Below are 23,777 nucleotides of genomic sequence, written 5' to 3' on the forward strand. Positions count from 1 at the left end.
TTTTGGCACATTTCATCCATTCTGCACCCTTTAGCTCCTCAACTGCACAAAAAAGAGAGGACAAGCCTCTCTCAGGGTTATAATTCTGCAATTTGATTTAGGTTTACTTCTGCAACTGTGTCATTACCAAACATAGAGATAATCATCTTCACTTTATTGTTATCAATCTCTGTAATCTTACCAGTATAGTCTGCAAAAGCGCCATCAATAATACGTACAGTTTGACCAACTTCAACATCGATATCAAACTCCTGTACGGTTTGCCCCATAGAAATCAAGATATCACGAATTTCTTGTTCCAATAATGGAGTTGGTTTAGATCTATTCCCGTGAGATCCAACGAATCCTGTAACGTTTGGTGTGTTTCGAACAACAAACCAAGCTTCATCTGTCATCACCATTTCTACAAGAACATAACCTGGAAAGCGATTTTCTTCCACTTCTTTTCTCTTTCCATTCTTTTCAACTTGCACTGTTTGTGTTGGAATTTCAACGCGTAGAATATTATCCAACATGTTGTAGGTTTGTGCACGTTGTAATAGATTTTCTTTTACCTTATTTTCATAACCAGAATAAGTTTGTAAAACAAACCACCCTTTATCAAAACTATCCATGATATTTCCTTTCATAATAGAAGATCTCTAGTGTAAATAAGTCCACTAGCCTTCTAAAAAATGTTAATAAATCGAATCAAACCTGAAACAATCAACTGGTCAAAAATGTAAATAATTACTACAAAGAAAGCTGTGTATTCCATGATAGAACGAAAATCTCTCCAGCTTTCCTTGCGAGTTGGCCATGTTGTGTCTTTAAGAAGTCTAAAAATATCTCCAATAAAACGCATCGCTCTCTCCTATCTCGTTTCTCTATGTGTAGTGTACTTACCACAATGTTTACAAAATTTATTTACTTCTAGTCGTGTTGGCTTGGGGTTTCCGCTGATCTTAATTGAATAGTTTCTCGAACCACAAACCGCACAAGCTAGACTTGCTTTTTTTAGTGCCATAACGCCTCCATCTTGTCTATTATAACAAGAAAGCTAGGCTTTGACAAGCATCTTAACGAAATAGATTGACTACCGAATCCCATATCGTTTGAGCCTTTTCCTTAATTTTAGCATCCGAGATAGCACGACTGGCCTCATCTACCAGATTTTGCGCACGACTTCTAATATCAGAAAGGGTATCATCCGTCTGATTCGTTTCATTACTCTGCACTTGATTTCTTGTATTGGCTGGTGCAATTCCATTTTGCTTATAAGCATTTTCAACTGTAAAGGTACTTCCTGGCGTATAAGGTAAAATGGTATTTGCAATGTTTCTAAAGACATGGGCTGCACCGTTTGAAGTAGATCCTGCTAGATAGTGATTTTCATCAGTCGTCGGGAAACCAAGCCAGTGACTAATCACTACATCCGGTGTATAACCAATTACCCACTGGTCACTTGTATATTCTGGATTGAAAACCGCTTCAGTTGTACCAGTTTTTCCTGCCATGACATAATCTGCAGGCGATGAACTAATACCGGTACCGTTGGTGAATGTCCCCAACATCATACTGGTCATCTTATCAGCTACAGACTTATCAATCACCCGTTTTTGTGAATTTTTATGGCTTGCTATAACTTGTCCACTAGCATTTTCAATTCTACTAATAAAATGAGCTTCAGGCATTAAACCTTCATTTGCAAAGGCAGCATATGCTTGAGCCATTTGCAGAGGATTGGTTTCGACACCACTTCCCAAGGCGACACCAAGAACACGGTCGACCTTTTCCATGTTGAGTCCGAATTTTTCGCCTGCCTCAAAAGCCTTGTCGACGCCCAAATCATTAACAGTGGCAACAGCAGGTAGATTAAGCGACTCTGCCAAGGCTTGATACATAGGAACTTCTCGACTCGTTTTGATCCCTGCATAGTTATCAACCTTATAGCTGTCGTACTGCATGGTATGGTTATCCAATTGCTTATTCAAAGCCCAACCTGCTTCAACTGCTGGCGTATAAACAACTAAAGGCTTAATTGTAGAACCAGGACTACGTTTTGATTGAGTTGCATAGTTGAAATTCCGGAATCCAGTTTTATCATTGCCAGCAACCTGACCAACAACTCCACGAACTCCCCCTGTTTTCGGTTCGAGAGCTACACTTCCTGATTGAGCAAATGTTCCATCCTCTGCCCTAGGAAATAGAGCTGTATTTTCATAAACAACCTGCATATTTGCTTGGTAGTTTTGGTCCAGCTCTGTGTAAATGCGGTAGCCATTATTGACAATTTCTTCCTCTGTTAGATTATACTTGGAAACAGCTTCATTAACAACCGCATCAAAATAAGAAGGATAGCGGTAATCTGAAATTTTTCCTTCATACTTATCGTGCAATTGCGAAGTCATATCAACTTCTGCAGCTTCGGTTTCTTGGTTTTTATCAATGTAACCCGCTGCAAGCATATTTTGCAAGACAGTATCACGACGATTAGTAGAATCTTCTACAGATTTCAAGGGGTTATACAGTTCCGGTCCTTTGAGCATCCCCGCCAGAGTCGCAGCTTGATCCAAACTCACTTCTGACGCAGAAACTCCAAAGTATTTCTTACTCGCATCTTCTACACCCCACACACCATTTCCAAAATAAGCGTTGTTAAGGTACATGGTTAGAATTTGATCCTTACTATATTTTTTTGTTAATTCTAAGGCAAGGAAAAATTCTTTCGCTTTTCTCTCAACAGTTTGATCCTGCGACAGATAGGCGTTTTTAGCCAGCTGTTGGGTAATAGTAGAACCACCACCTGAACGACCAGCAGTTACAATAGCCAAGAAGAAACGACCATAGTTAATCCCGTCATTTTTATAAAAAGAACGGTCTTCTGTCGCAATAACGGCATTCTGCAAATTTTTACTGATATCAGTCAATTCAACATAAGTTCCTTTTTGACCAGACAAGGCACCGGCCTCTTTTTCTTCACGGTCAAAAATGATAGTCCGAGTTTTCAAGGCATTTTGTAAATCATTGACATTGGTTGACTTGGCTACAGCAAACAAATAGGTTCCAACTAGCAAACCTGCACTCAAACCTAGTATAAGGACAATCTTTGTTAGATGATAGCGACGCCAGAATTTTCGAATCGGACCTACTTGGGCTAATTTTTTTCGATCACTACGAGAGCGACGTAAGCTAGTAGAATCAGAATCCTCTGATTCACTTGTTTCTTTTTTAAAAAGAGAAAGAAATTTCTCAAATAATTTATCTAATTTCATGCGTTTATTTTATCATCTTCATCATGGGAAGACAAGAATTTAGCTATTTTCTATCCAAATAGGGCTTTTTTTGTTACAATATCTGTATGAAATTCACATTTACATTACCAGACTCTCTACCTCAAATGACGGTAAAGCAATTACTTGAGGAACAACTCCTCATCCCTAGAAAAATCCGTCATTTTTTGAGAATCAAGAAACACATTTTGATTAATCAGCGAGAAGTTCATTGGAACGAGACGGTAAATCCTGGAGATGTTTGCCAATTGGCTTTTGACGAGGAAGATTATCCCGAAAAAGAAATTCCTTGGGGCAACCCAAACCTCATTCAGGAAGTTTATCAAGATCAACACTTAGTTATTGTCAACAAACCAGAGGGGATGAAAACGCATGGTAATCAGCCAAACGAAACCGCCCTTCTTAACCATGTCAGTGCCTATGTTGGCCAAACCTGCTATGTCGTTCATCGTCTGGACATGGAAACCAGTGGTTTGGTTCTCTTTGCTAAAAATCCTTTTATCCTGCCTATTCTCAATCGCTTACTGGAGAAAAAAGAGATTTCTAGGGAATACTGGGCACTAGTTGATGGAAATATCAACAGCAAAGAGCTTGTTTTCAGGGACAAAATTGGGCGTGATCGCCATGACCGCAGAAAACGAATAGTTGATACAAAAAATGGGCAATATGCTGAAACGCATGTAAGCAGATTAAAGCAATTCCCAAACAAAACTTCCTTAGTTCGTTGCAAACTAAAGACAGGGCGAACCCATCAGATTCGTGTCCACCTTTCCCATCATGATCTTCCTATCCTGGGTGATCCTCTCTATAATAGTAAATCAAAGACAAGTCGTCTTATGCTCCACGCCTTTCGACTTTCCTTTACCCATCCACTTACTTTAGAGAAGCTAACTTTCACTACCCTTTCAAATACTTTTGAAAAAGAATTAAAAAAGAATGGATGATTGTGTCATCCATTTTTCCATATAAGAAAAGCAAGACCAGAGGCCTTGCTTTTCTATCGACTCAAGAATTATTTAGCGATTTTTGCGAAGTATTCAAGAGTACGAACAAGTTGTGCAGTGTATGACATTTCGTTGTCGTACCATGAAACAACTTTAACCAATTGTTTACCGTCAACGTCAAGAACTTTAGTTTGAGTTGCGTCAAACAATGAACCGTAAGACATACCTACGATATCTGAAGATACGATTGGATCTTCTGTGTAACCGTATGATTCGTTTGAAGCTGCTTTCATAGCTGCGTTCACTTCATCAACAGTAACGTTCTTTTCAAGAACAGCTACCAATTCAGTAACTGATCCAGTTGGAGTTGGAACGCGTTGTGCAGATCCGTCAAGCTTACCGTTCAATTCTGGAATTACAAGACCGATAGCTTTTGCAGCACCAGTTGAGTTAGGAACGATGTTTGCAGCACCAGCGCGAGCACGGCGAAGGTCACCACCACGGTGTGGTCCGTCAAGGATCATTTGGTCACCAGTGTAAGCGTGGATAGTAGTCATCAATCCTTCAACAACACCAAAGTTGTCTTGAAGAGCTTTAGCCATAGGAGCCAAGCAGTTTGTAGTACATGAAGCACCTGAGATAACTGTTTCAGTACCGTCAAGAACATCGTGGTTAGTGTTGAATACAACTGTTTTAACGTCGTTTCCACCAGGAGCAGTAATAACAACTTTCTTAGCTCCACCTGGGTGCAAGTGTTTTTCAGCAGCTGCTTTCTTAGCAAAGAAACCAGTAGCTTCAAGAACGATTTCTACACCGTCGTTAGCCCAGTCGATTTGTTCTGGATCACGTTCAGCAGAAACACGGATGAATTTACCGTTAACTTCAAATCCACCTTCTCTAACTTCCACAGTTCCGTCGAAACGACCTTGAGTTGTGTCATATTTCAACAAGTGTGCAAGCATAACTGGATCTGTAAGGTCGTTGATGCGAGTAACTTCAACACCTTCTACGTTTTGGATACGGCGGAAAGCAAGACGACCGATACGTCCGAAACCGTTAATACCAACTTTAACTACCATTAGTGATTTCCTCCTTATGAAAATCATGAAATTTTTATTGTGAAAAGAGTAACTTGAATCACTACAAATCACCTTTCAACAAACCTATTATATAACTATTTGAGTTGAATTGCAAGTACGGGCGTTGTTTTTTGTCTACACCTCACTTATTTTTCTTTCTCCTTTGAAAGCCTATACTGCTGTCTTTCTTTGTCTACCTAGTCATTTACCGGTTTCCTTTTAAAATGAAAAGTGAAAATAGAAAAGCTAAAAATTATTTTCAATCTTCCAATTTTACAAAAAAGAGACAGGAAATTCCTGCCTCTAGGCTGATAACAATTATTTACGGCGTCCTGGTCTTTCTTTGTAGCCATAGTAAGAATCTTCGATGATTTCTTGCATATGGTCAACCATTGGAAGGCGTGGGTTAGCAGGTGAACATTGGTCTTCGTAAGCAAGGAAGGCCAATTCACGTGAATGTTCTTTCCATTCTTTTTCGTCGATACCTTGTGCTTTGAAGTTCATCTGGATACCTACGCGCTCACCAAGTTCGTAGACAGCTTTTGCGTAAGATTCCACACCTTCTTCTGGAGTAGAAGCTGGAAGTCCAAGCATACGAGCGATGTCTTGGTACTTCTCATCTGCACGGTAGTAGTTGTACTTAGGCCATGTTGCTGTCTTAGCTGGACGTGTACCGTTGTAGCGGATAACGTATGGGAGCAAGATTGCATTTGTACGACCGTGGATTGTGTGGAATTGCGCACCAATCTTATGGGCCATTGAGTGAGAAATACCTAAGAAGGCATTGGCAAAGGCCATACCAGCGATTGTTGAAGCGTTATGCATTTTCTCACGTGAATGGAAATCTGCATTCTTAACTGAGCTTTCAAGGTTTTCGAATACAAGTTTGATAGCTTGAAGCGCAAGACCGTCAGTGTAGTCGCTAGCCATTTGTGATACGTAAGCTTCAGTTGCGTGAGTCAATACGTCCATACCAGTATCAGCAGCTACAAATCCAGGAACTGTCAATACTAAGGCAGGGTCTACGATTGCCACAGTTGGTGTCAATGAGTAGTCAGCGATTGGGTATTTACGGTTGTTTGCTTTATCAGAGATAACGGCAAATGGCGTTACTTCAGATCCTGTACCAGATGTAGTTGGGATCGCGATGAATTTAGTCTTCTTACCAAGCAATGGGAATTTGAAGGCACGTTTACGGATATCCATGAATTTTTGAACAAGGTCACGGAAGTCCACTTCTGGTTGTTCATAGAAGAGCCACATTACTTTAGCAGCATCCATTGGTGAACCACCACCGAGAGCGATGATTGTATCTGGTTTGAAGGCACGCATGATTTCAGTACCACGTTCAACTGTAGTGATATCTGGATCTGGTTCTACATCAGCAAAGATTTGGTAAACAACCTTATTGCGACGAAGGTCAAGTTGTTCGATGATACGATCAAGGAAACCAAGCTCTACCATGGCATGGTCAGTAACGATCATGACACGTTCAACGTCACGACATTTTTGAAGGTATTGAATTGAATCACGTTCAAAGTATGTTTTTGAAGGAAGTTTCATCCATTGCATGTTATTTCTCCGTCTTCCGACTTTTTTGATATTCAAGAGGTTAATGGCACTAACGTTATCCCCAACTGAGTTACGTCCGTAAGAACCACATCCGAGTGTCAATGATGGCAAGAAGGCATTGTAAACGTCCCCGATACCACCGAAAGTAGAAGGTGAGTTACAGATAACACGAATAGCTTTAACAGCTTTACCAAATTCTTTAGTCAATTCTTCATCAGCTGTGTGGATGGCTGCTGAGTGCCCAAGACCGTTAAATTCAACCATTTGACGAGCTTTGGCAATACCATCTTCACGGCTTTCAGATTTCAAAACTGCGATAACTGGTGACAATTTTTCACGAGTCAATGGCTCATTTTCACCAACTTCTTTACATTCTGCAGCAAGAATGTTTGTTCCTTCTGGAACTGTAAATCCAGCTTGTTCAGCAATCCAAGTTGCTGGCTTACCAACGATGTCAGCGTTCAATTTCGCACCAGCACAGTTTTTGCTGTTTGCTTTCACGCCAAAGCAGAACTCTTCAAGAAGAGCTTTTTCTTTCTTGTTTACAAAGTAAGTGTGGTAAGATTTGAACTCTGCTACAAATTCATCGTAAATTTCTTTATCAATGATAACCGCTTGTTCAGATGCACAGACCATACCGTTGTCAAATGATTTAGACATGACGATATCGTGTGCAGCCTGGCGGATGTTAGCTGATTTTTCAACATAAGCTGGAACGTTTCCGGCACCTACCCCAAGAGCTGGTTTACCACATGAGTAAGCCGCTTTAACCATGGCATTACCACCTGTTGCAAGGATTGTTGCAATACCTTCGTGGTTCATAAGCGCACTAGTTGCTTCCATAGATGGTTCAGTAATCCACTGTACACAGTTTTCAGGAGCACCTGCTTTAATCGCAGCATCACGAACGATTTGAGCTGCGTGAGCTGATGATTCTTGAGCTGATGGGTGGAAGGCAAAGACGATTGGATTACGTGTCTTCAATGAAATCAATGCCTTAAAGATTGCTGTTGATGTCGGGTTTGTTGTAGGGGTGATACCACAGACAACACCGACCGGTTCAGCGATGAGGGTCAATCCTGTCACATCGTCTTCTTCGATAACGCCAACTGTTTTAGTGTGGCGCATATTGTTTACTACGTGTTCACAAGCAAACAAGTTCTTAGTTGCTTTATCTTCAAATACACCACGTCCTGTTTCTTCAAAGGCATGTAAAGCCAATTCTCCGTGGGCATCCAAAGCTGCCACTGACGCTTTAGCTACGATGTAGTCGACCTGATCTTGGTCGAGTTTACGCATTTCTTCAAGAGCAACTAAAGCTTTTTGCACCAAGCCATCGACATGCTTTTCAGCAGCGAGTTTCTTTTCCTCTGGTGTCACAGTTTTTTTATCAGCCATATTTTCCTCCATAGCTTTCAAGGATTGATATCCTTTGTTAATTTTTTCACAAGTTTATTATAACGCATTATTTTAACTTTGTAAACAGTTTCATAAACATTTCACAAAGATTTTTTTATTGTTTGTGAATTTTTTCTCATTTTCTTTACTTATCAAGTTTTTCTTTAAAGTTTGTGAAATTTATTTCAAATATTTTTTTATTTCACAAACTTACTTGGAAGGGGGGCTTGGAAAGAAAGGAATTTACAGGTAAGCGCTTACTTCGAGATTCTAACAATACCTCCTTTGATAAGGAGGCTTTATTTTTGTTGAAAAACGCCTTGTTTAAAAGTCCCTTCATAAACAACTTCTTGTTCTGTTGTTAGTTTTCCTTTTCCTTCAGCCTGACCATTTACAAAATCGCCTTCGTAGGTCCAGCCTTCTTTAGATTGAAAGGTACCTTTTCCGTTGAAGGCTCCATTGTTGAAACCACCTGTATATTGGTCCCCATTTTGGAAGGTAATGGTTCCTTGGCCATTCATTTTACCACGTACAAGACTGCCGTCGTAAACAATGGTTCCATTATCAAGCTTTAGAACGCCTTTTCCGGGAATATTTAGAAAAAAGACGAGTACGGCACAAAAAACAATGGTAACTACTGCCAAAAGCTCTAAACGTGGACGAGTCAGATAGACACGATACTTTTCGTAAAAATTCTTAAGATTTTCCATCTTCACTCTCCTTCTCTAAACGTTCTAACCATGCTTGACACCCCTCTTGAACACGCTGATAGGTTTCCTCAAAATCTCCTGTATACCAAGGATCTGGAACACTTTCAGATGCAAATGAGTAAATCTTATCTTGACAGTCTACTGGACACATCTGACGTAGGTCAGAAACATTTGAAGCGTCCATTCCGATAATATAATCAAAGGCTTCAAAATCTTCCTTACTAATCTGAAGCGATGTCTTGCCTTTATCATAAGGAATCTCATACTGTTGAAAAATCCCTTGAGTTCCCTTATGAATCGGATTGCCATGTTCCCAAGAAGAAGTCGCTCGACTTTGGATTTCATAATTATCTGTCATTGATTTCATAACAAACTCAGCCATAGGACTACGGCAAATATTCCCCAGACAGACAAAGACTAGTTTTTTCATCCCATTTCCTTTCTTTTATAGAAAAACGGGAGTTAGTAATCCCGTCTTATTTTTCAATTGCGCCTTCTAGTGAAGCTGTTTCTTTCAGCGGTAATACGGTCTTGATAGCAGCTAGTTCAAAAGTCAAGTAAACTCCATCTACATCAAGAACAATCGTTCTCTTCTCAGTATCTACTTCATCGACTGTTCCGTAAAGTCCACCGATTGTAATCACTTCATAGCCTTTTTGCAGTTTATTTAAGCTTTCCATACGTTTTTGTGCTTGTTTCTTTTGAGAGCGTTGCATAAAGAACATCAAGCCCAACATCGCTACAAGCATAATTAAAAATGTATAATTTGGATTCATTTTCTTCTCCTTTGTCTTTTACATAGGACTACTATATCAAATTTCAGCTACTTTTACAAGATTGTACCTTGCTTTTCTAATAAGAAAACCAGAGCTTGCGCCCTGATTTTTAGGATTATTTCAAGTTTTGAACGACTTTTACAAGATTTTCAACTGTAAAGCCATATTCTGCCAATACTTTTGGTGCTGGGGCAGAGGCTCCAAAGGTATCAATACCGAGAACAGCACCATCTAGTCCAACATATTTGTACCAGTTTTGACTTGCACCCATTTCGACTGCAACACGACGGCGAACTGCATTTGGAAGAATTTCTTCCTTGTAAGCTGCATCTTGTTTATCAAAGACATCTGTAGATGGCATGCTGACTACACGAACTTTTGCGCCTTGACTAGCCAATTCTTTGGCAGCTGAGACAGCAAGATTAACCTCTGAACCTGTCGCAATCAAGATGGTATCAAAGTCTGCTGCATTTTCATAGACAACATAAGCACCTTTAGCAACCTTGTCGAAGTCTGTTCCTTCTTCAACAGTCAAGTTTTGACGTGTCAAGACAAGGGCAGTTGGTGTTTTTTCGCTTGTCACTGCAAGGTACCAAGCTGCTTGCGTTTCACGCGCATCTGCTGGACGGAAAACATTCAGATTTGGCATGGCACGAAGACCTGCTAAATGCTCAACTGGTTCATGAGTTGGACCGTCTTCCCCAACTGCGATTGAATCGTGGGTAAAGACATAAGTCACAGGAAGTCCTTGCAAAGCTGACAAGCGGACAGCTGCCTTCACATAGTCAGAGAAGACGAAGAAAGTTCCACCGTATACACGAAGTCCACCGTGAAGGGCCATCCCGTTCAAGATCGTTCCCATGGCAAATTCACGAACACCAAACTGAATGTTACGGTTCAAGCGATTGGCATCGTCTTGAAGTCCATCAGTCTTGATATAAGTCATGTTTGAGTGAGCAAGGTCAGCTGATCCACCTAAGAAGGTCGGCAACTTAGCCGCTACAACGTTCAAGGCATCCTGACTTGAGTTACGAGTTGCTTGTGAGAAGCCATTTTCTAAAGCTGGGAAGTCTGCTGGAGTCACTTCAACTGGATCACGTCCATCGATAATAGCTTCTACTTCTGCAGCCAGTTCTGGGTGAGCTTCTTTATAATCAGCAACTAGTTTTGTCCAAGCTTGATAAGCTGATGCACCACGGTCTGCAACATGTTCTTTGAAATCAGCATAAACTTGTTCTGGAATTTCAAATGGTTCGTAGTCCCAACCAAGAGCTTGACGAGTTGCTGCAGTCTCATCTGCTCCAAGAGGGGCACCGTGTACAGCATTAGTTCCTTGTTTGTTTGGAGAACCATATCCAATGACAGTCTTCACTTCAATCAAAGATGGTTTACCTGAAGCTTTAGCTGCTTCGATAGCAGCATGGATAGCTTCCAAGTCTGTTCCATCTTCAACCAAGGCTGTATGCCAACCGTAAGCATTGTAACGATCACGAACACTTTCTGTAAAGGAATCCTTTGTCTCACCATCCAAGTTGATGTCATTTGAATCATAAAGAACAACCAACTTGTCTAGTTTTTGCAACCCTGCGTATGAAGCCGCCTCGCTTGAGACACCTTCCATCAAGTCTCCGTCTCCACAGATAACATAAGTATAGTGGTCAAAGATATTATAGCCTTCGCGGTTATATTTGGCTGCCAAGAAACGTTCTGCCTGGGCAAAACCAGTAGCAGTTGAAATCCCTTGACCTAGAGGGCCTGTTGTAGCATCAATCCCTGCTGTATGACCAAATTCTGGGTGACCTGGTGTTTTTGAACCCCATTGACGGAAGCTCTTAATTTCATCCATGCTGACATCTTCAAAACCAGAAAGGTGAAGAAGGGCATAAAGTAGCATTGAACCATGTCCTGCTGAAAGAATAAAGCGATCACGGTTGATCCAGTTTGGCTGAGCTGGATTGATACGAAGTTGTTTTGTAAAGAGGCTATAAGCCATCGGAGCCGCTCCCATAACCACACCTGGGTGACCTGAGTTGGCTTTATTGATGGCGTCAATACCTAAGAAACGAATTGCATTAACAGATAAATTTGACATAGAGTTTCCTTTCATATTTGACAACAAGGCAAGTACCTCGCGCATTTTCTATCTATTTCTATTATATGAAAATTATCCGCATATAGCAACATACGGATAATCTTATTTACGTGTTTTATAGCTATTGAAAATCTATTTGGACTAGCAAGGCAAATCCCTTCCAAATCTTCTCAAATAATTAGAGCAGAGCCTTGAATTGGATATTAGAGTCGTGCTCGAAGCAGTCGTCAAATCCACGTGGGTGGTGGTACTCAATTCTATCCTTATCTTGCGGATAAGTGTACTTGCCACCAACTTCCCAGATGAATGGGTGGAATTGATATTGCAAGCGTTCCTTACGCATTTTCCAAAGGGCAAGGATTTCGTCGGTTGAAGCCATAAAGTTAGACCAAATATCGTAGTGAACTGGGATGATAACTTTGGCGCGCAGATTTTCAGCCATACGAAGCAAATCGATAGACGTCATCTTATCTTGGATACCGATTGGGTTGTCCCCGTAGTTGTTAATGGCAACATCAATATCAAAGTCTTTTCCGTGTTTTGCAAAGTAGTTTGAGAAGTGAGAATCAGCCCCGTGGTAAATAGTTCCGCCCGGAGTTTCAAAGACGTAGTTGACAGCCTTACGAGCCATTTCTTCGTCTGTCACTGGCAGACCTTTCAAGTTGTCGTCGTTTTCTTTGGCACCTTCGACTGGCAAAGTAACCAAGCAAGTACGGTCGAATGATTCAACGGCTGTGACTTTAATGTCTTTAAATTCAAAACTTTCACCCGGTTTGATAACGATGATGCGCTCTTCTGGCACACCCCATTTTTTCCAGATTTCACCACATTCGTAAGGTCCGACAAATTTCACATGGTCGAGTTTTGGATTGTTGACAATCGCAGCCGCTGTATTGATGTCAATATGGTCACTATGGAAGTGAGAAACCAAGTAGTAGTCCAGTTCATTGATTGCAAATGGGTCAATAACCATTGGTTGCACGCGCAAGTTTGGTTGAAGTTTGCGTACACCAGCCATATTGGCCATTTGGTGTCCCCAGACCATGTCTTTTACTTTCTTAGTTGATTTCCCACGGTTTGACCACAAGTCCATAACCACATTGGCTCCGCCTGGTGTCTTAATCCATACACCGCAGTTTCCTAGCCACCACATGGAAAAGTTGCCTTCAGGAACGACTTCCTCTTCGATTTCTTCGTTCAACCATGTTCCCCACTCTGGGAAAGTAGCTAAAATCCATGATTCTCTTGTAATCTCTTTTACATTTGGCATATGTTATCTCCTTTGGATATATTTATTATCTTTGAGATTAGTATACCACCCTTCAAAACACTAAAAAAGACCAAGAAAAACACATGTTTGTGTTCATCATTGGACTGTCCTTTACATATCTTCTAAAAAAGCTTGAACTACTAGTTCTTGATTGATGAGTGTTTGTACTTCTTCCTGAAAATTACTGGCTAGCTGCCTATCCACAATATAGGACGAGATAAGACTAGATAGACTTTCGCTGAAACTGTTGCTATTATTGCGAAACACCTTGTTTTTGAGATAGTCTATCATTTTTAAAATATCTTCTGCTTCAAGTATAGGATTGACCTTCAAAACAGGAAATTTGCTATCTAGATCATCATTAGTGGTAATCACTACATCAACCTGTGCAATATCTTCTACACTCTTAAATTGTTCTGTAGTAAATACGGCATCAATTTGCTCATTCGGCAGATAAAGTCGACATTGCTTCAGCAAAAGTTTCGAAACCCCGACACCTTCATCACAAACGAGATAAATTTTTTTCATATTTTTTTGAGACGATGGTGTATACTTTAAAAATCCTCCAATATGAATCGTCAAATAGGCGATATCATCATCTGTTAGCCGAATAAACCATGCTCCTTCTAAAATTTCCGCAGATTTTCTAGTGACTAAAAATAATTCTCCATACTTGGATCGAATTTGTTTTGTTAGAGGATTTTTAGAAAAAATACCATAAGTTTTTCTAAATAACAAGGCCTTACAGTGGATCATCAAATTTCGTAACAAATCATCCTTGTTCTCAATCTCCATTCTAATTTCTTGGACACTTGATACTCAATTCGTTTTCTTATCAAGGAGAACTCTTTTTCTATCTCCTGATGCCGTTCCTGATACCGCACCACATTATTACAACTCAACAGCAAATAAGGAAGCACCTGTAACATAAAGGTGACTTCATGATGGTTTATTTTCTTTCCTAAATCTTGTTCAACCAGGGGAACCTGTTCCTTAAAAAATTGATGCATCTCAACAGAAAGAAAATACTCATCCTCTAGTCTCTCTTTCATCTTATCTTCTAAGATGGCAATAAACGTTGCATTTTCCTCCATAAAGATGTGATATAAAAGCGATTGAAGATACTGAATTTTGTTGAGAGGATGGGCATGAAGGTAATAACCCTGCGATTTGCTAACTTGCAAGGTCACCTGATACTGCTCCAAGGTCAGTTGGTAGCGAATAGTATTTAAATCATTGAGAACCGTATTCCTAGACACCTCTGTTAACTCCATCAATTTTTCAATCGTAATACGTTCTTTAGAAATACCTATCCACAGTAACATCATCATCATACGTTCATGCGCACTCATGATATAATCGTACGAATCTACTTCTGATAATAGTTTACAACCAGCATCTCTCTGCTCTTCAGTTAAATGAATACCGATTCGTGGAATACTAATGATGTGAAGTGCCTCGTCACCTAGAGCAGCATTGATTTTATCAATGTGATAGTAGATTTTTCTTCGAGATTGAGCCAGATCTTTTGAAATGGCCATGATCGTTTTGGACGTCTCTTGATTTATCAAATATTGAAGCAAGTCGCAGCTCGCCTTATCTAACACCATATTTCATCCCCCTCTATCAATCAACTGCCTTGAAAACAACTTTATAATAGTATCACATTCACTAACGCATTTCAACTATCAACAGTAGTCTCTTAATAATGAATACTTACAATTACAAAAGCGAGGCTTGGATCGAAAGGTCCCAGCCTCTTTTCAATTCATTTTCTTATTTCTTTTGACCATAATAAGCATTTGGTCCATGCTTACGTTGGTAGTGTTTTTCTAGGATGTACTGAGGAGCAGGTTCAACCCTTGGATTAATCTGTTCTGTGAAACGATTCATCTTTGATACTTCCTCTAGTACAACTGAGTGATAAACAGCATTCTCTGGATTTTTGCCCCAGGTGAATGGACCGTGATTGCGTACGACAATCCCTGGAACTTCAACAGGGTTGAGACCACGACGTTCAAACTCTTCTACGATAACCAGCCCAGTATCTTTTTCATAAGCTACTTCTACTTCATCCTTGGTCAAACTACGGGCGCAAGGGATTGAACCGTAGAAATAATCAGCATGGGTTGTTCCATAGAAAGGAATATCACGTCCAGCCTGAGCCCAACCAACGGCTTCTGTCGAATGGGTGTGGACCACACTAGCAATTTCTGACCAAGCCTTATATAACTGCACATGAGTTGGAAGGTCAGAAGATGGTCTTAAATCTCCTTCTAGAACCTTACCATCTAGGTCAGTCACCACCATGTTTTCAGGTGTCAATTCGTCATAATCTACACCTGATGGTTTGATAACAATGACACCGAGTTCGCGATTGACTTCAGATACATTACCCCAGGTAAATTTGACAAGTCCATGTTTTGGCAATGATTGATTGGCATCACAGACTCGTTTACGCATAGCATTAATTACTTGATTCATCTTACATCAAACCTGCTTTCTTAATTAGTGGATAGAGAAAAGCTTGCGCCTCTTGAATGGCTGCGCGTGTTTCTTCTACCGTTTCACAATTTTCAGACCACATTTCGATTAGGAAAGGTCCATTATAATTGGTTTGCTTTAAAATATCGAAAGCTTCTTCCCATTTGACACAACCTTGCCCAAAAAGTACATCTCGGAATTGGCCCTTTGAACTTTCTGTCACTGCATAAGTATCCTTGAGATGGAGAGCCGCGATGGCATGATGACCAAGATAAAATTCACTGTATACATCATTATGCCATGCAGACACATTCCCAATATCTGGGTATACAAAGAGGTAGGGAGAGTCAATCTCTTTTTCTACAGCCAAGTATTTTTCGATGCTATTGATGAAAGGATCATCCATAATTTCAATAGCAAGTACCACCTGAGCTTCTTCAGCCCAGTCACAAGCTTTTCTCAAATTTTTGATAAAACGTTGGCGTGTCTGGGGTGACTTTTCCTCATAGTAAACGTCGTAACCAGCTAATTGAATAGTACGAACTCCCAAGTCTTGGGCTAATTCGATACATTTTTTCATGAGTTCCAGAGATTTTTCCTCTAGAACTGGATCATTTGATCCCAATGGGTAGCGACGATGACCTGAGAAACAGATAGACGGAATACGGACACCTGTTTCATAGATAGCTTTGACAACTTCCAAGCGTTCTTCCTTGCTCCAGTCAAGTCTTGCTAAACGCTCGTCACGTTCATCAATAGACATCTCGACAAAATCAAAGCCTAACTCCTTAGCAAAATTTAAACGTTCTAGCCAAGTAAAGTGTATCGGGGTTGCCTTTTCGTAAATTCCAATCGGACGTGCCATGGTTTACCCCCAAATTCGTTTGATTTCATCCTTGAAGGCACGCGCTGCTCCTGCTGGATCCGCAGCCTCTGTAATTCCACGACCTGCGATAAAGGTAAAGACATCAACACCTTCAAAAAGTTTGAGAGTATCTACATCTAGACCACCTGTTACAGAAACACGGAAGCCCATATCGATGAGTTTTTTAACCTTATTAAGATCTTTTTCGCCCCAAGTTTCACCAGCAAGAAGGGCATCACGAGATTGGTGATAGATAGCTTGCGAGATCCCAGCATCTAGCCAAAGCTGAGCTTGTTCAAAAGTCCAATCTCCATAAAGTTCAATCTGGATTTCGCCTCGCTCTCCACGTTCAGCTTTGATAGCCTTTAGAGCTGCTTCCATAGTAGGGATGGTTGCACAACAGATACAAGTCATCCAATCTGCTCCACGAACGGCATTATTTTTGGCAACTGTTCCACCAGCATCGGCACATTTTGTGTCTGCCACAATAATCTTATCTGGGAAAAGGCTTCGCAAGACTTCAACCAGCTCACTTCCAACTTGAAGCAAGCAGACAGTTCCAGCTTCAACAATATCTACTTCATGACCAACAGAAACAGCTGCTTTAATCGCTCCTTGCAAGTCTGAATGGTCTAATGCAACTTGTAAATTAGGTATTCTTTTTGTCATCTCTTTATTCCTCTTTCTAACTTTCCAAATCCAATCCTTCGAGATAAGGGCTATCCTTAGATTCTTCAATCATGGCCAAGACGTCTTCTTTAGTCTGGCAAGCCTGTAAACGTGCGATAGAATCTTCTAATTCAAATAAGGCAATAATTTGTGGAATAGCTACACTTGTGTGAATCTTTGAACTTGTAGCGGCCAAAGCTAATAAGACAGATACTTCTTTTCCATCCGAAAAGACAACTGGTTGTTTCAAAGTGATAAGTGAAAAGGCGTCTCGCTGTACTCCTGCCTCTGGTCTAGCATGGGGCATAGCCATCCCTGGCATTAAGATATAGTAGGGACCATATTCTTCAGTCGATTCAATAATTGCATCATAATACTCTGGTAAAATAGCCCCACTTTCAATCAAGGGATCTACCGCTACCTTGACTGCTTCTTTCCAGTCCGTAGCCTCTAATCCTAGTCTAATCGAATCGTTTTCAATCAATGCTTGTTTTAAATTCATATTTGCCTCCTTATATAAACAAGGGAGGATGTTTCCTCCCCAATCTGCTACTCCAGTGCTAGACTCAGCTTTTCAGTAATTTCTCTATCATCCATCAAATTATCCAAGCCAATTAATTTGCCATTTGTACGTCCATCCAATTCGTGAATTAAATGAAGGGATGCAATTACAATATCATAACCTGCTGCCAAACTTTTTGCTTCACCAACACTGCATGAATTGACTGTAAAATCTGTTTGATTAAGCTTACGGAGAGCATTTTCAACCTTCATCTTGATAACCATTGATGAACCCATTCCATTTCCGCACGCTGCTAATACTTTAACCATTTTATTTCTCCTTTTCTAGATACTAAGCTTCTTCTTGAACTGCACCGTTGTAATATTTCTCTTTATCTTTTGCTTTGGCAAATTGAAGTTGAGGAATAACAAGCAAGAAGAGACACACAAGTACATAACCAACAATACCAAGGTATTTGAAGATATATCCAAATCCAAGCCATGGGAATTCAAAGTCGATATTTCCATGGTAACCACCATAAGATGCTAAATCAAGAAGAGCTACACAGAGAGCTCCTAAAGCAACTTGGAGAACACCTGAGATGAAGGATAGGATAACAGCCGCTTTCCATCCACCGCGTTTATCAGCGTAGACCGCAATGGCTGCATTGTCAAAGAACACTGGTACAAATCCTGTAATAATAAGAATCGGATTTTTAAAGACGATGAGCAAGACAATTGTGATCAATTGACCAATCAAACCAAAGGCAAATCCTGACAAGACAGCGTTTGGAGAACCAAATCCATAAGAAGCTGCAACGTCAACCGCTGGGAATGAGCCTGGCAACAATTTGTTTGAAATACCTTGGAAGGCGTTTGTCAACTCAGATACGAACATGCGGACACCTTGCATCAAAACGAACAAGTAAACTGAGAAGGTAAAGGCTGTTTGAATAATGTACATAAAGAAATCTTGTTTAGCAGGATTGAATAGAGTTCCTGAAGTGATGACTTCTTTATTAGACATAATGTCTGGACCCAAGATTAAAAGAATGGCTCCGAAGAATACGAGCATCAAGGTAGCAGATGCAACAACTGTATCGTGGAAGATTGAGAGGAACTTAGGTAATTTAAGATTGTCTAAACTTTCTTCTTTCTTACCAAAGCGTCCTGCTACTTTATCTACAAACCAGATTGCAAATTGCTGTTGGTGACCAATCGCAAATCCGCCACCACCAGTCAAGCGTTGAGTTGCCTCAACAGTCATATTTGAACTAACTGCCCAGTAAAGTCCACAGATGATACCAATCGCTGCTGTACCGTAAGCATTGCGCAATTGTGGTACTAAGAATAGAACCATAAGAGATACTGTTGCAGCTTGTTGTACCATGATGTGACCAGTAATAAAGAGGGTTCTTACCTTCGTGATCTTGCGAAGAGCTACGAGCAAGATATTTATTCCGAAACCAATCAATAGAGCTGTAGTTGCAGTTCCAACAAAATCTGGAAACTCTGCTGCAATTTTGTTGTTTGCTGCAGCAAGTCCAAAGTAAGGGTCGATAACCGCTGCACCAATTTGGAATTTGTAGTTAAGGGCTGCTAAGATCGGACGGAAGGTTGTAACCAAACCACCTGCACCCACATTGAGCAACATATACCCTACTGTTGCTTTAACAAACCCTGAGAAAACGTCGTGGGCAGTTTTTTTCAAAAGTGCGTATCCTATCAACACCAATAAACCTACGAAAAATGCGGGATTCTGCAAAATATTGCTAGAAAACCAATTTAGAACACTTGAAATGACTTCCATAATTGTTCTCCTTTTGAATTGTTTTTGTAGGTTTATTATATAATTTGAAAGCGTAAACAAAAAGACCAAGAATTACACAGCGGACTGTTCACTCTTGGACTGTATGATTTATGATATTTTAATGATTAGCTTAGTTTCTCGTAGCTAGATAAAATGGAAGAATTTTATCATAAGATTTCAGTAGGGCTTCTACGATTTCTTCTTCAGATGAATTCTCTGTTATAGGGACATCTATTTTAACTAACACTTTTCGGACTTCCTGATTGGATAGTTTATTTCTTAAAATTTGACGATTTTCTTCGTTCGCCTCCCACCGTTGACTTTGACCATCAGAGTAGACTAGATAATAAACACCTTCAACGGTTGGAACTTTTAAAACTTTGGCCTGCTTGCCTAGAGTTCGCTCATCTTTCTTACGCTCGATGAAACTGACCTCTAAGGAAATTCCAAAGTCAGTAGATGTCCCATACAAACGAAGAGCCAACATAGGTTCTGTTACTTGTCCGTCTCTCTGTAGATAAACCCAAAAATGTGGTCGTAAACGTTGCGCCTGATTCATCCACTGGCTAGTCTGTTGGAGTTGCCATTCTGGATGACTTGCTTGAAAGGCTTTAGCCAGTTCTGTAAAAGCCTTTCGAGCCTCTTGGCCTTTGTGGCGCAATTCCAGCATTTTCTCTCGCTCTGCTCCCGCCTTATCAGGATTACGGTACTGCAAATCAGCAAAGTCTAAATAGTCTCTTATCTTATTCAACATTAATTTAATCTCCTCCAGCTAGCAAAAAATCAGGATAACCCTGATTTTACTTATTCTGTATCTACGACAACATAACGATTTGGCTCATCACCTTCAGAGTAACTGGTCACGCCATCCATACGTGAAATAATACGATGGATAATCTTGCGTTCGCTATTTGACATTGGATCTGTCTGATGACTGCGTCCTTCTTCTAAAACACGAGTCGCCAATTTTTGAGCATAGGTCTGCAAGACTTCTGCACGATGTTCAACGTAATCATTGACATTAATAGTAATGTAGAAGGTTCTTGAATAGCGGTTGTAAAGATAATTTTGAGCCAATAGTTGTAAGGCCTTCAAAACTTTACCATGGTAACCGATAATACGACCTGGCTCATTGGTATCAATTTGTAAATTGATGCTACGACGGTTATAATCATTTGAAATCGTCGCCTCAACGTCCATATCATCAATGATTGTTTGGACATAAGTCGTGACTTCCGTAGCTACTTGTTCAATGTCAAAACTCGGTTCAACTTTTAAGCCCAGATCTTCTAATTCTTGACTTTCAGTTTGTTCAGCTTGAGTCTCGACAATAGGAGTTTCTACTTCTTCTCCGAAACCAGCTTCTTCAAGCTGTAATTCATTTAAAATCTCAATATGCCCAGTTTCTTCTAAGATAGTGCTTGCATGTTTTTCATTTTTCAAGATTTCAGCCTTGACTTCATCAGAAACCCCTTGGCCTTCTTCTTCAATCTTTTTAATTGCTTCTACAACATGCCCCAAATCAACGGTTGCTTGACTGACTGTTTTAACTGGTTCATTTTTTTCATTGACTTCTTTAGGAACACCCTTTATAGCTTGTTGATTTGCTTTAATGACAGTTGTTTCACTAATAGCTTCAATATCAACCTGGGCTGGTTTTTTACCAAATAAACCAAGAAATCCATTTTTTTCACGAGAAATGACTTTGATGTGAGCTTTCATCCTTGGAATATTTAATTCTTCCAATCCTTTCTGGATTGCTTCTTCAACAGTTGAACCTGTAAATACTACCATTACCAGATTCCTCCTTATTATTTCGTTTTCTGAGCCTTTTTCTTGGCTTTTCTTTTTCTATTTTCCAAATCTTTTTGTGCTTGTACTACGGCCTCCCGCTCTGCGATAATCTTGAATGGATTATTCAAGAAATAGGTTTGCAAGACTTGATAAGCATTGGACACTGCCCAGTAGAGAGCGACTCCGCTCGGAGCATAAACCCCAAAGACAAAGATTAAGACTGGAATCCCATACATCATCGCAGTCGTAGCGCCATTACGCTCAGACAAGGCTTTATTAGACAGCCAAGTACTTAAAAAGGTAAATACTGCCGCTAAAATCGGAAGAACAAGGGTTGTATCCACACCACCAAGGTTAATCCATAAGAAATGACCTGTCTTTAAAAAGTCAACTCTTGATAGAGCTTGGAACAAGGCCAAGATAACCGGCATCTGAATCAAAATCGGCCAAAGAGAATCTGACTGTCTGACACCCATTTCTTTAAAGACTTTACGCATTTCTTGCTCTAGCTTGGTTCTGCTTTCCATATCTCGACCCGGATATTGTTCTCGAAGCGCCTTAATGCGTGGTTGAGCTTCCTGCATTTTTCTAGAAGCCACCATTTGCACTTGAAAGACTGGCAAAAGCAGTGTACGAATCAAGACCGTAAAGAGAATAATCCCCACTCCGATACTGATATCAAACGATAAAAAGCGAATGATTTCCGCAAAGAAGTAAACAAATTTACTCCAAAAATCAGCCGAATCGGCTGTGATATCGCTAGTTGTCCCATTTGTTGCACAGGCTGTCATTATCAATAGAGACAGTCCTAGCAAACTAGCCAACTGTAGTTTCTTTTTCACTCCCATTTCCTTCCTGGTAAATCTTTGATAATTTTAATACGTGGAGTAGATTTTTCTCCATCTCTGCGTATCCCAAGATTTCGACCCCTTTTCGAGCAATGACAACAAAGTCGACATCTTCTACCAGACTCCCTTTTGCATTCTGGATAATATGCCTAATTCGTCGCTTGATTTGATTTCTAGTGACGGCATTCCCAAGTTTTTTGCTAACTGATAGACCTACTCGAAAATGGTTTTTCTGGTTTTCTAGTTGGTAGACAACAAATTTGCGGTTAGCAAAACTTGTTCCCTCCTTGAAAATCGCCTTAAAATCTTTCTCTCTTTTTACACGAAAGTTTTTCTTCAAAACTCAACTCCATCTATTAAATTACTACTATTATACCATATTTTTCAAAAAAGCCAATCATAGCAAGGTTTTGCACAATTTCATCAGAAAAAGAAGCTGGAAAAATCTCTTTCCCAACTCCTTGTACGGAATATTTTTACTAGTTTTACTTATTTTTTCAAGCGTTCAACGTCACGGGCAATAACTAGCTCTTCATCTGTTGGAATAACCAAGACACGAATCTTCGCTGCCTCTGTTGAGATGTCTCCTGTCACACCAAAGACGTTCTTTTCTGGGTCAACATCACAACCAAACCAAGAGATACCTGAAATAACATCTTCACGTACGTTTGCAGCATTTTCACCGATACCTGCTGTGAAGATAATAGCATCTGCTCCATTTAGGACCGCAAGGTATTGGCCGATATGTTTTTGGATACGGTCAACATACATTTCATAAGCCAAAGTGGCATCGTGGTCCCCTTCTTCCATAGCAGCAATCACATCTCGCATATCACTAGATTTGCCTGAAACACCCATAAGGCCTGATTCACGATTAAGGACTCGACTAATATCTTCAGGCGTGTTAAAGTCCTCTGTATATTGCATTAAGTAAGGAATGATAGCTGGGTCAATATCTCCTGTACGAGTTCCCATCATCACACCACCAAGTGGAGTGAATCCCATTGAAGTATCGACAGATTGACCACCCTTAACAGCTGTAATAGAAGCACCATTACCGATGTGGCAAGTAATCAATTTCAAGTCTTCTAATGGACGACCCAAGAGTTTTGCAGCTTCTCCTGCTACAAACTGGTGACTTGTACCGTGGGCACCATATTTACGAACCTTGTTTTCTGTGTAATATTTTGTTGGTAGAGGGTAGCGATAAGCTTTCTCTGGCATAGTTGTGTGGAATGAAGTATCAAAAACAACTACACTGGTAATGTCTGGCAACAACTCCTTGAAGGCACGAACACCTGCTGCATTGGCTGGATTGTGGAGAGGAGCCAACAAGCTCAACTCTTCAACTTTTTCTAAAACATCTCCCTCAACGACTGTTGATTCTTTGAAATATTCTCCACCTGCAACAACACGGTGTCCAACACCTGTAATCTCATCATAAGCCTTGATAATATCGAAACGAATCAAGTCATCCAATAAGATTTTAACGGCTTGTGTATGATTTTCAATATCCAAAATTTGTTGTTCAGAACGACCATCAAATTTTACAGTTGAAATTGAATCTTTCAAGCCGATACGTTCAATTAAACCTTTAGCAAGAACTTTTTCCTCTGGCATTTGATAAAGTTGCCATTTCAAACTTGAACTTCCCGCATTGATTGCAATTGTTTTTGTCATAACATGATACCCC

Annotated in this window: 23 protein-coding genes and 1 pseudogene; 1 reads left to right on the forward strand and 23 read right to left on the reverse strand. The window is 40.2% G+C overall.

Annotated features, from left to right (window positions below; translation table 11 throughout):
* Positions 1 to 77: 77 nt before the first annotated feature.
* From nusG to pbp2a, 4 genes are read right to left on the reverse strand one after another with little or no spacing between them, the layout of a single operon-like run.
* Positions 78 to 614 (reverse strand): transcription termination/antitermination protein NusG, encoded by a 537-nt coding sequence (gene nusG, locus F9B91_RS10325; RefSeq protein WP_049499248.1) that lies wholly within the window; start codon positions 612 to 614, stop codon positions 78 to 80.
* A gap of 53 nt (positions 615 to 667) precedes the next feature.
* On the reverse strand, positions 668 to 844 hold the full coding sequence (secE, locus tag F9B91_RS10330; RefSeq protein WP_001210991.1) for a preprotein translocase subunit SecE: 177 nt from the start codon (positions 842 to 844) through the stop codon (positions 668 to 670).
* Positions 845 to 853: 9 nt separating this feature from the next.
* Positions 854 to 1,006: a 50S ribosomal protein L33 gene (gene rpmG / locus F9B91_RS10335; protein WP_001809375.1), complete on the reverse strand. Its 153-nt coding sequence runs from the start codon at positions 1,004 to 1,006 to the stop codon at positions 854 to 856.
* Between the two features lie 52 nt (positions 1,007 to 1,058).
* Positions 1,059 to 3,254 carry a penicillin-binding protein PBP2A gene (pbp2a, locus tag F9B91_RS10340; protein WP_150923242.1) on the reverse strand — a complete coding sequence of 732 codons (2,196 nt, stop codon included), beginning with the start codon at positions 3,252 to 3,254 and terminating at the stop codon, positions 1,059 to 1,061.
* A gap of 86 nt (positions 3,255 to 3,340) precedes the next feature.
* Here pbp2a and F9B91_RS10345 point away from each other — a divergent pair, with 86 nt between their 5' ends.
* Positions 3,341 to 4,216 (forward strand): RluA family pseudouridine synthase, encoded by an 876-nt coding sequence (locus F9B91_RS10345; protein WP_084886523.1) that lies wholly within the window; start codon positions 3,341 to 3,343, stop codon positions 4,214 to 4,216.
* Positions 4,217 to 4,284: 68 nt separating this feature from the next.
* On the opposite strand, the gene gap is transcribed toward F9B91_RS10345, so the two are convergent.
* The 19 genes and pseudogenes from gap to F9B91_RS10440 all read right to left on the reverse strand — a co-directional run bounded on the left by gap (position 4,285) and on the right by F9B91_RS10440 (position 23,764).
* Positions 4,285 to 5,295 (reverse strand): type I glyceraldehyde-3-phosphate dehydrogenase, encoded by a 1,011-nt coding sequence (gene gap, locus F9B91_RS10350; RefSeq protein ID WP_049492462.1) that lies wholly within the window; start codon positions 5,293 to 5,295, stop codon positions 4,285 to 4,287.
* Positions 5,296 to 5,613: 318 nt separating this feature from the next.
* Positions 5,614 to 8,265 (reverse strand): bifunctional acetaldehyde-CoA/alcohol dehydrogenase, encoded by a 2,652-nt coding sequence (adhE, locus tag F9B91_RS10355; protein WP_150923243.1) that lies wholly within the window; start codon positions 8,263 to 8,265, stop codon positions 5,614 to 5,616.
* A 299-nt stretch (positions 8,266 to 8,564) separates the two neighbouring features.
* Positions 8,565 to 8,975, reverse strand: a complete 411-nt coding sequence (locus F9B91_RS10360; RefSeq protein ID WP_020902388.1) for an MORN repeat-containing protein — start codon at positions 8,973 to 8,975, stop codon at positions 8,565 to 8,567.
* Complete coding sequence (locus F9B91_RS10365; RefSeq protein ID WP_020903613.1) at positions 8,962 to 9,405, reverse strand: low molecular weight protein-tyrosine-phosphatase; 444 nt, start codon at positions 9,403 to 9,405, stop codon at positions 8,962 to 8,964. Before F9B91_RS10365 ends, F9B91_RS10360 begins: the two co-directional genes overlap by 14 nt.
* 46 nt (positions 9,406 to 9,451) lie before the next feature.
* Positions 9,452 to 9,751 carry a preprotein translocase subunit YajC gene (gene yajC / locus F9B91_RS10370; protein ID WP_001069289.1) on the reverse strand — a complete coding sequence of 100 codons (300 nt, stop codon included), beginning with the start codon at positions 9,749 to 9,751 and terminating at the stop codon, positions 9,452 to 9,454.
* Positions 9,752 to 9,866: 115 nt separating this feature from the next.
* Positions 9,867 to 11,843 carry a transketolase gene (gene tkt, locus F9B91_RS10375; RefSeq protein WP_150923244.1) on the reverse strand — a complete coding sequence of 659 codons (1,977 nt, stop codon included), beginning with the start codon at positions 11,841 to 11,843 and terminating at the stop codon, positions 9,867 to 9,869.
* A gap of 178 nt (positions 11,844 to 12,021) precedes the next feature.
* Positions 12,022 to 13,113: an L-ascorbate 6-phosphate lactonase gene (gene ulaG / locus F9B91_RS10380; protein ID WP_049540481.1), complete on the reverse strand. Its 1,092-nt coding sequence runs from the start codon at positions 13,111 to 13,113 to the stop codon at positions 12,022 to 12,024.
* 111 nt (positions 13,114 to 13,224) lie between these two features.
* Positions 13,225 to 14,723, reverse strand: a pseudogene (locus tag F9B91_RS10385) (BglG family transcription antiterminator).
* Positions 14,724 to 14,889: 166 nt separating this feature from the next.
* Positions 14,890 to 15,597 (reverse strand): L-ribulose-5-phosphate 4-epimerase, encoded by a 708-nt coding sequence (locus tag F9B91_RS10390; RefSeq protein ID WP_049540484.1) that lies wholly within the window; start codon positions 15,595 to 15,597, stop codon positions 14,890 to 14,892.
* 1 nt (position 15,598) lies between these two features.
* Complete coding sequence (locus F9B91_RS10395) at positions 15,599 to 16,462, reverse strand: L-ribulose-5-phosphate 3-epimerase (protein ID WP_150923245.1); 864 nt, start codon at positions 16,460 to 16,462, stop codon at positions 15,599 to 15,601.
* Between the two features lie 3 nt (positions 16,463 to 16,465).
* A complete protein-coding gene (locus F9B91_RS10400; protein ID WP_150923246.1) occupies positions 16,466 to 17,131 on the reverse strand; it encodes a 3-keto-L-gulonate-6-phosphate decarboxylase UlaD in 666 nt (221 codons plus the stop codon).
* A gap of 16 nt (positions 17,132 to 17,147) precedes the next feature.
* Positions 17,148 to 17,633 carry a PTS sugar transporter subunit IIA gene (locus F9B91_RS10405; protein ID WP_150923247.1) on the reverse strand — a complete coding sequence of 162 codons (486 nt, stop codon included), beginning with the start codon at positions 17,631 to 17,633 and terminating at the stop codon, positions 17,148 to 17,150.
* Positions 17,634 to 17,680: 47 nt separating this feature from the next.
* Positions 17,681 to 17,962: a PTS sugar transporter subunit IIB gene (locus tag F9B91_RS10410; RefSeq protein ID WP_150923248.1), complete on the reverse strand. Its 282-nt coding sequence runs from the start codon at positions 17,960 to 17,962 to the stop codon at positions 17,681 to 17,683.
* A 22-nt stretch (positions 17,963 to 17,984) separates the two neighbouring features.
* Positions 17,985 to 19,442, reverse strand: a complete 1,458-nt coding sequence (locus F9B91_RS10415) for a PTS ascorbate transporter subunit IIC (protein WP_150923249.1) — start codon at positions 19,440 to 19,442, stop codon at positions 17,985 to 17,987.
* A 130-nt stretch (positions 19,443 to 19,572) separates the two neighbouring features.
* Positions 19,573 to 20,196: a hypothetical protein gene (locus F9B91_RS10420; RefSeq protein ID WP_000932629.1), complete on the reverse strand. Its 624-nt coding sequence runs from the start codon at positions 20,194 to 20,196 to the stop codon at positions 19,573 to 19,575.
* Between the two features lie 50 nt (positions 20,197 to 20,246).
* Positions 20,247 to 21,236, reverse strand: coding sequence for an RNA-binding cell elongation regulator Jag/EloR (gene jag / locus F9B91_RS10425; RefSeq protein ID WP_150923250.1), 990 nt, complete (start codon positions 21,234 to 21,236; stop codon positions 20,247 to 20,249).
* 17 nt (positions 21,237 to 21,253) lie between these two features.
* Complete coding sequence (locus tag F9B91_RS10430; RefSeq protein WP_225306628.1) at positions 21,254 to 22,078, reverse strand: membrane protein insertase YidC; 825 nt, start codon at positions 22,076 to 22,078, stop codon at positions 21,254 to 21,256.
* Positions 22,053 to 22,424: a ribonuclease P protein component gene (rnpA, locus tag F9B91_RS10435; protein WP_150923252.1), complete on the reverse strand. Its 372-nt coding sequence runs from the start codon at positions 22,422 to 22,424 to the stop codon at positions 22,053 to 22,055. The genes F9B91_RS10430 and rnpA overlap by 26 nt, the downstream gene beginning before the upstream one ends.
* Before the next feature lie 149 nt (positions 22,425 to 22,573).
* Entirely contained in the window at positions 22,574 to 23,764 is a 1,191-nt protein-coding gene (locus F9B91_RS10440; RefSeq protein WP_024056735.1) for an acetate kinase, read from the reverse strand.
* Between the last annotated feature and the right edge of the window lie 13 nt (positions 23,765 to 23,777).

It is taken from the genome of Streptococcus mitis, from assembly GCF_008763935.1.
Lineage (GTDB): Bacteria > Bacillota > Bacilli > Lactobacillales > Streptococcaceae > Streptococcus > Streptococcus mitis_DB.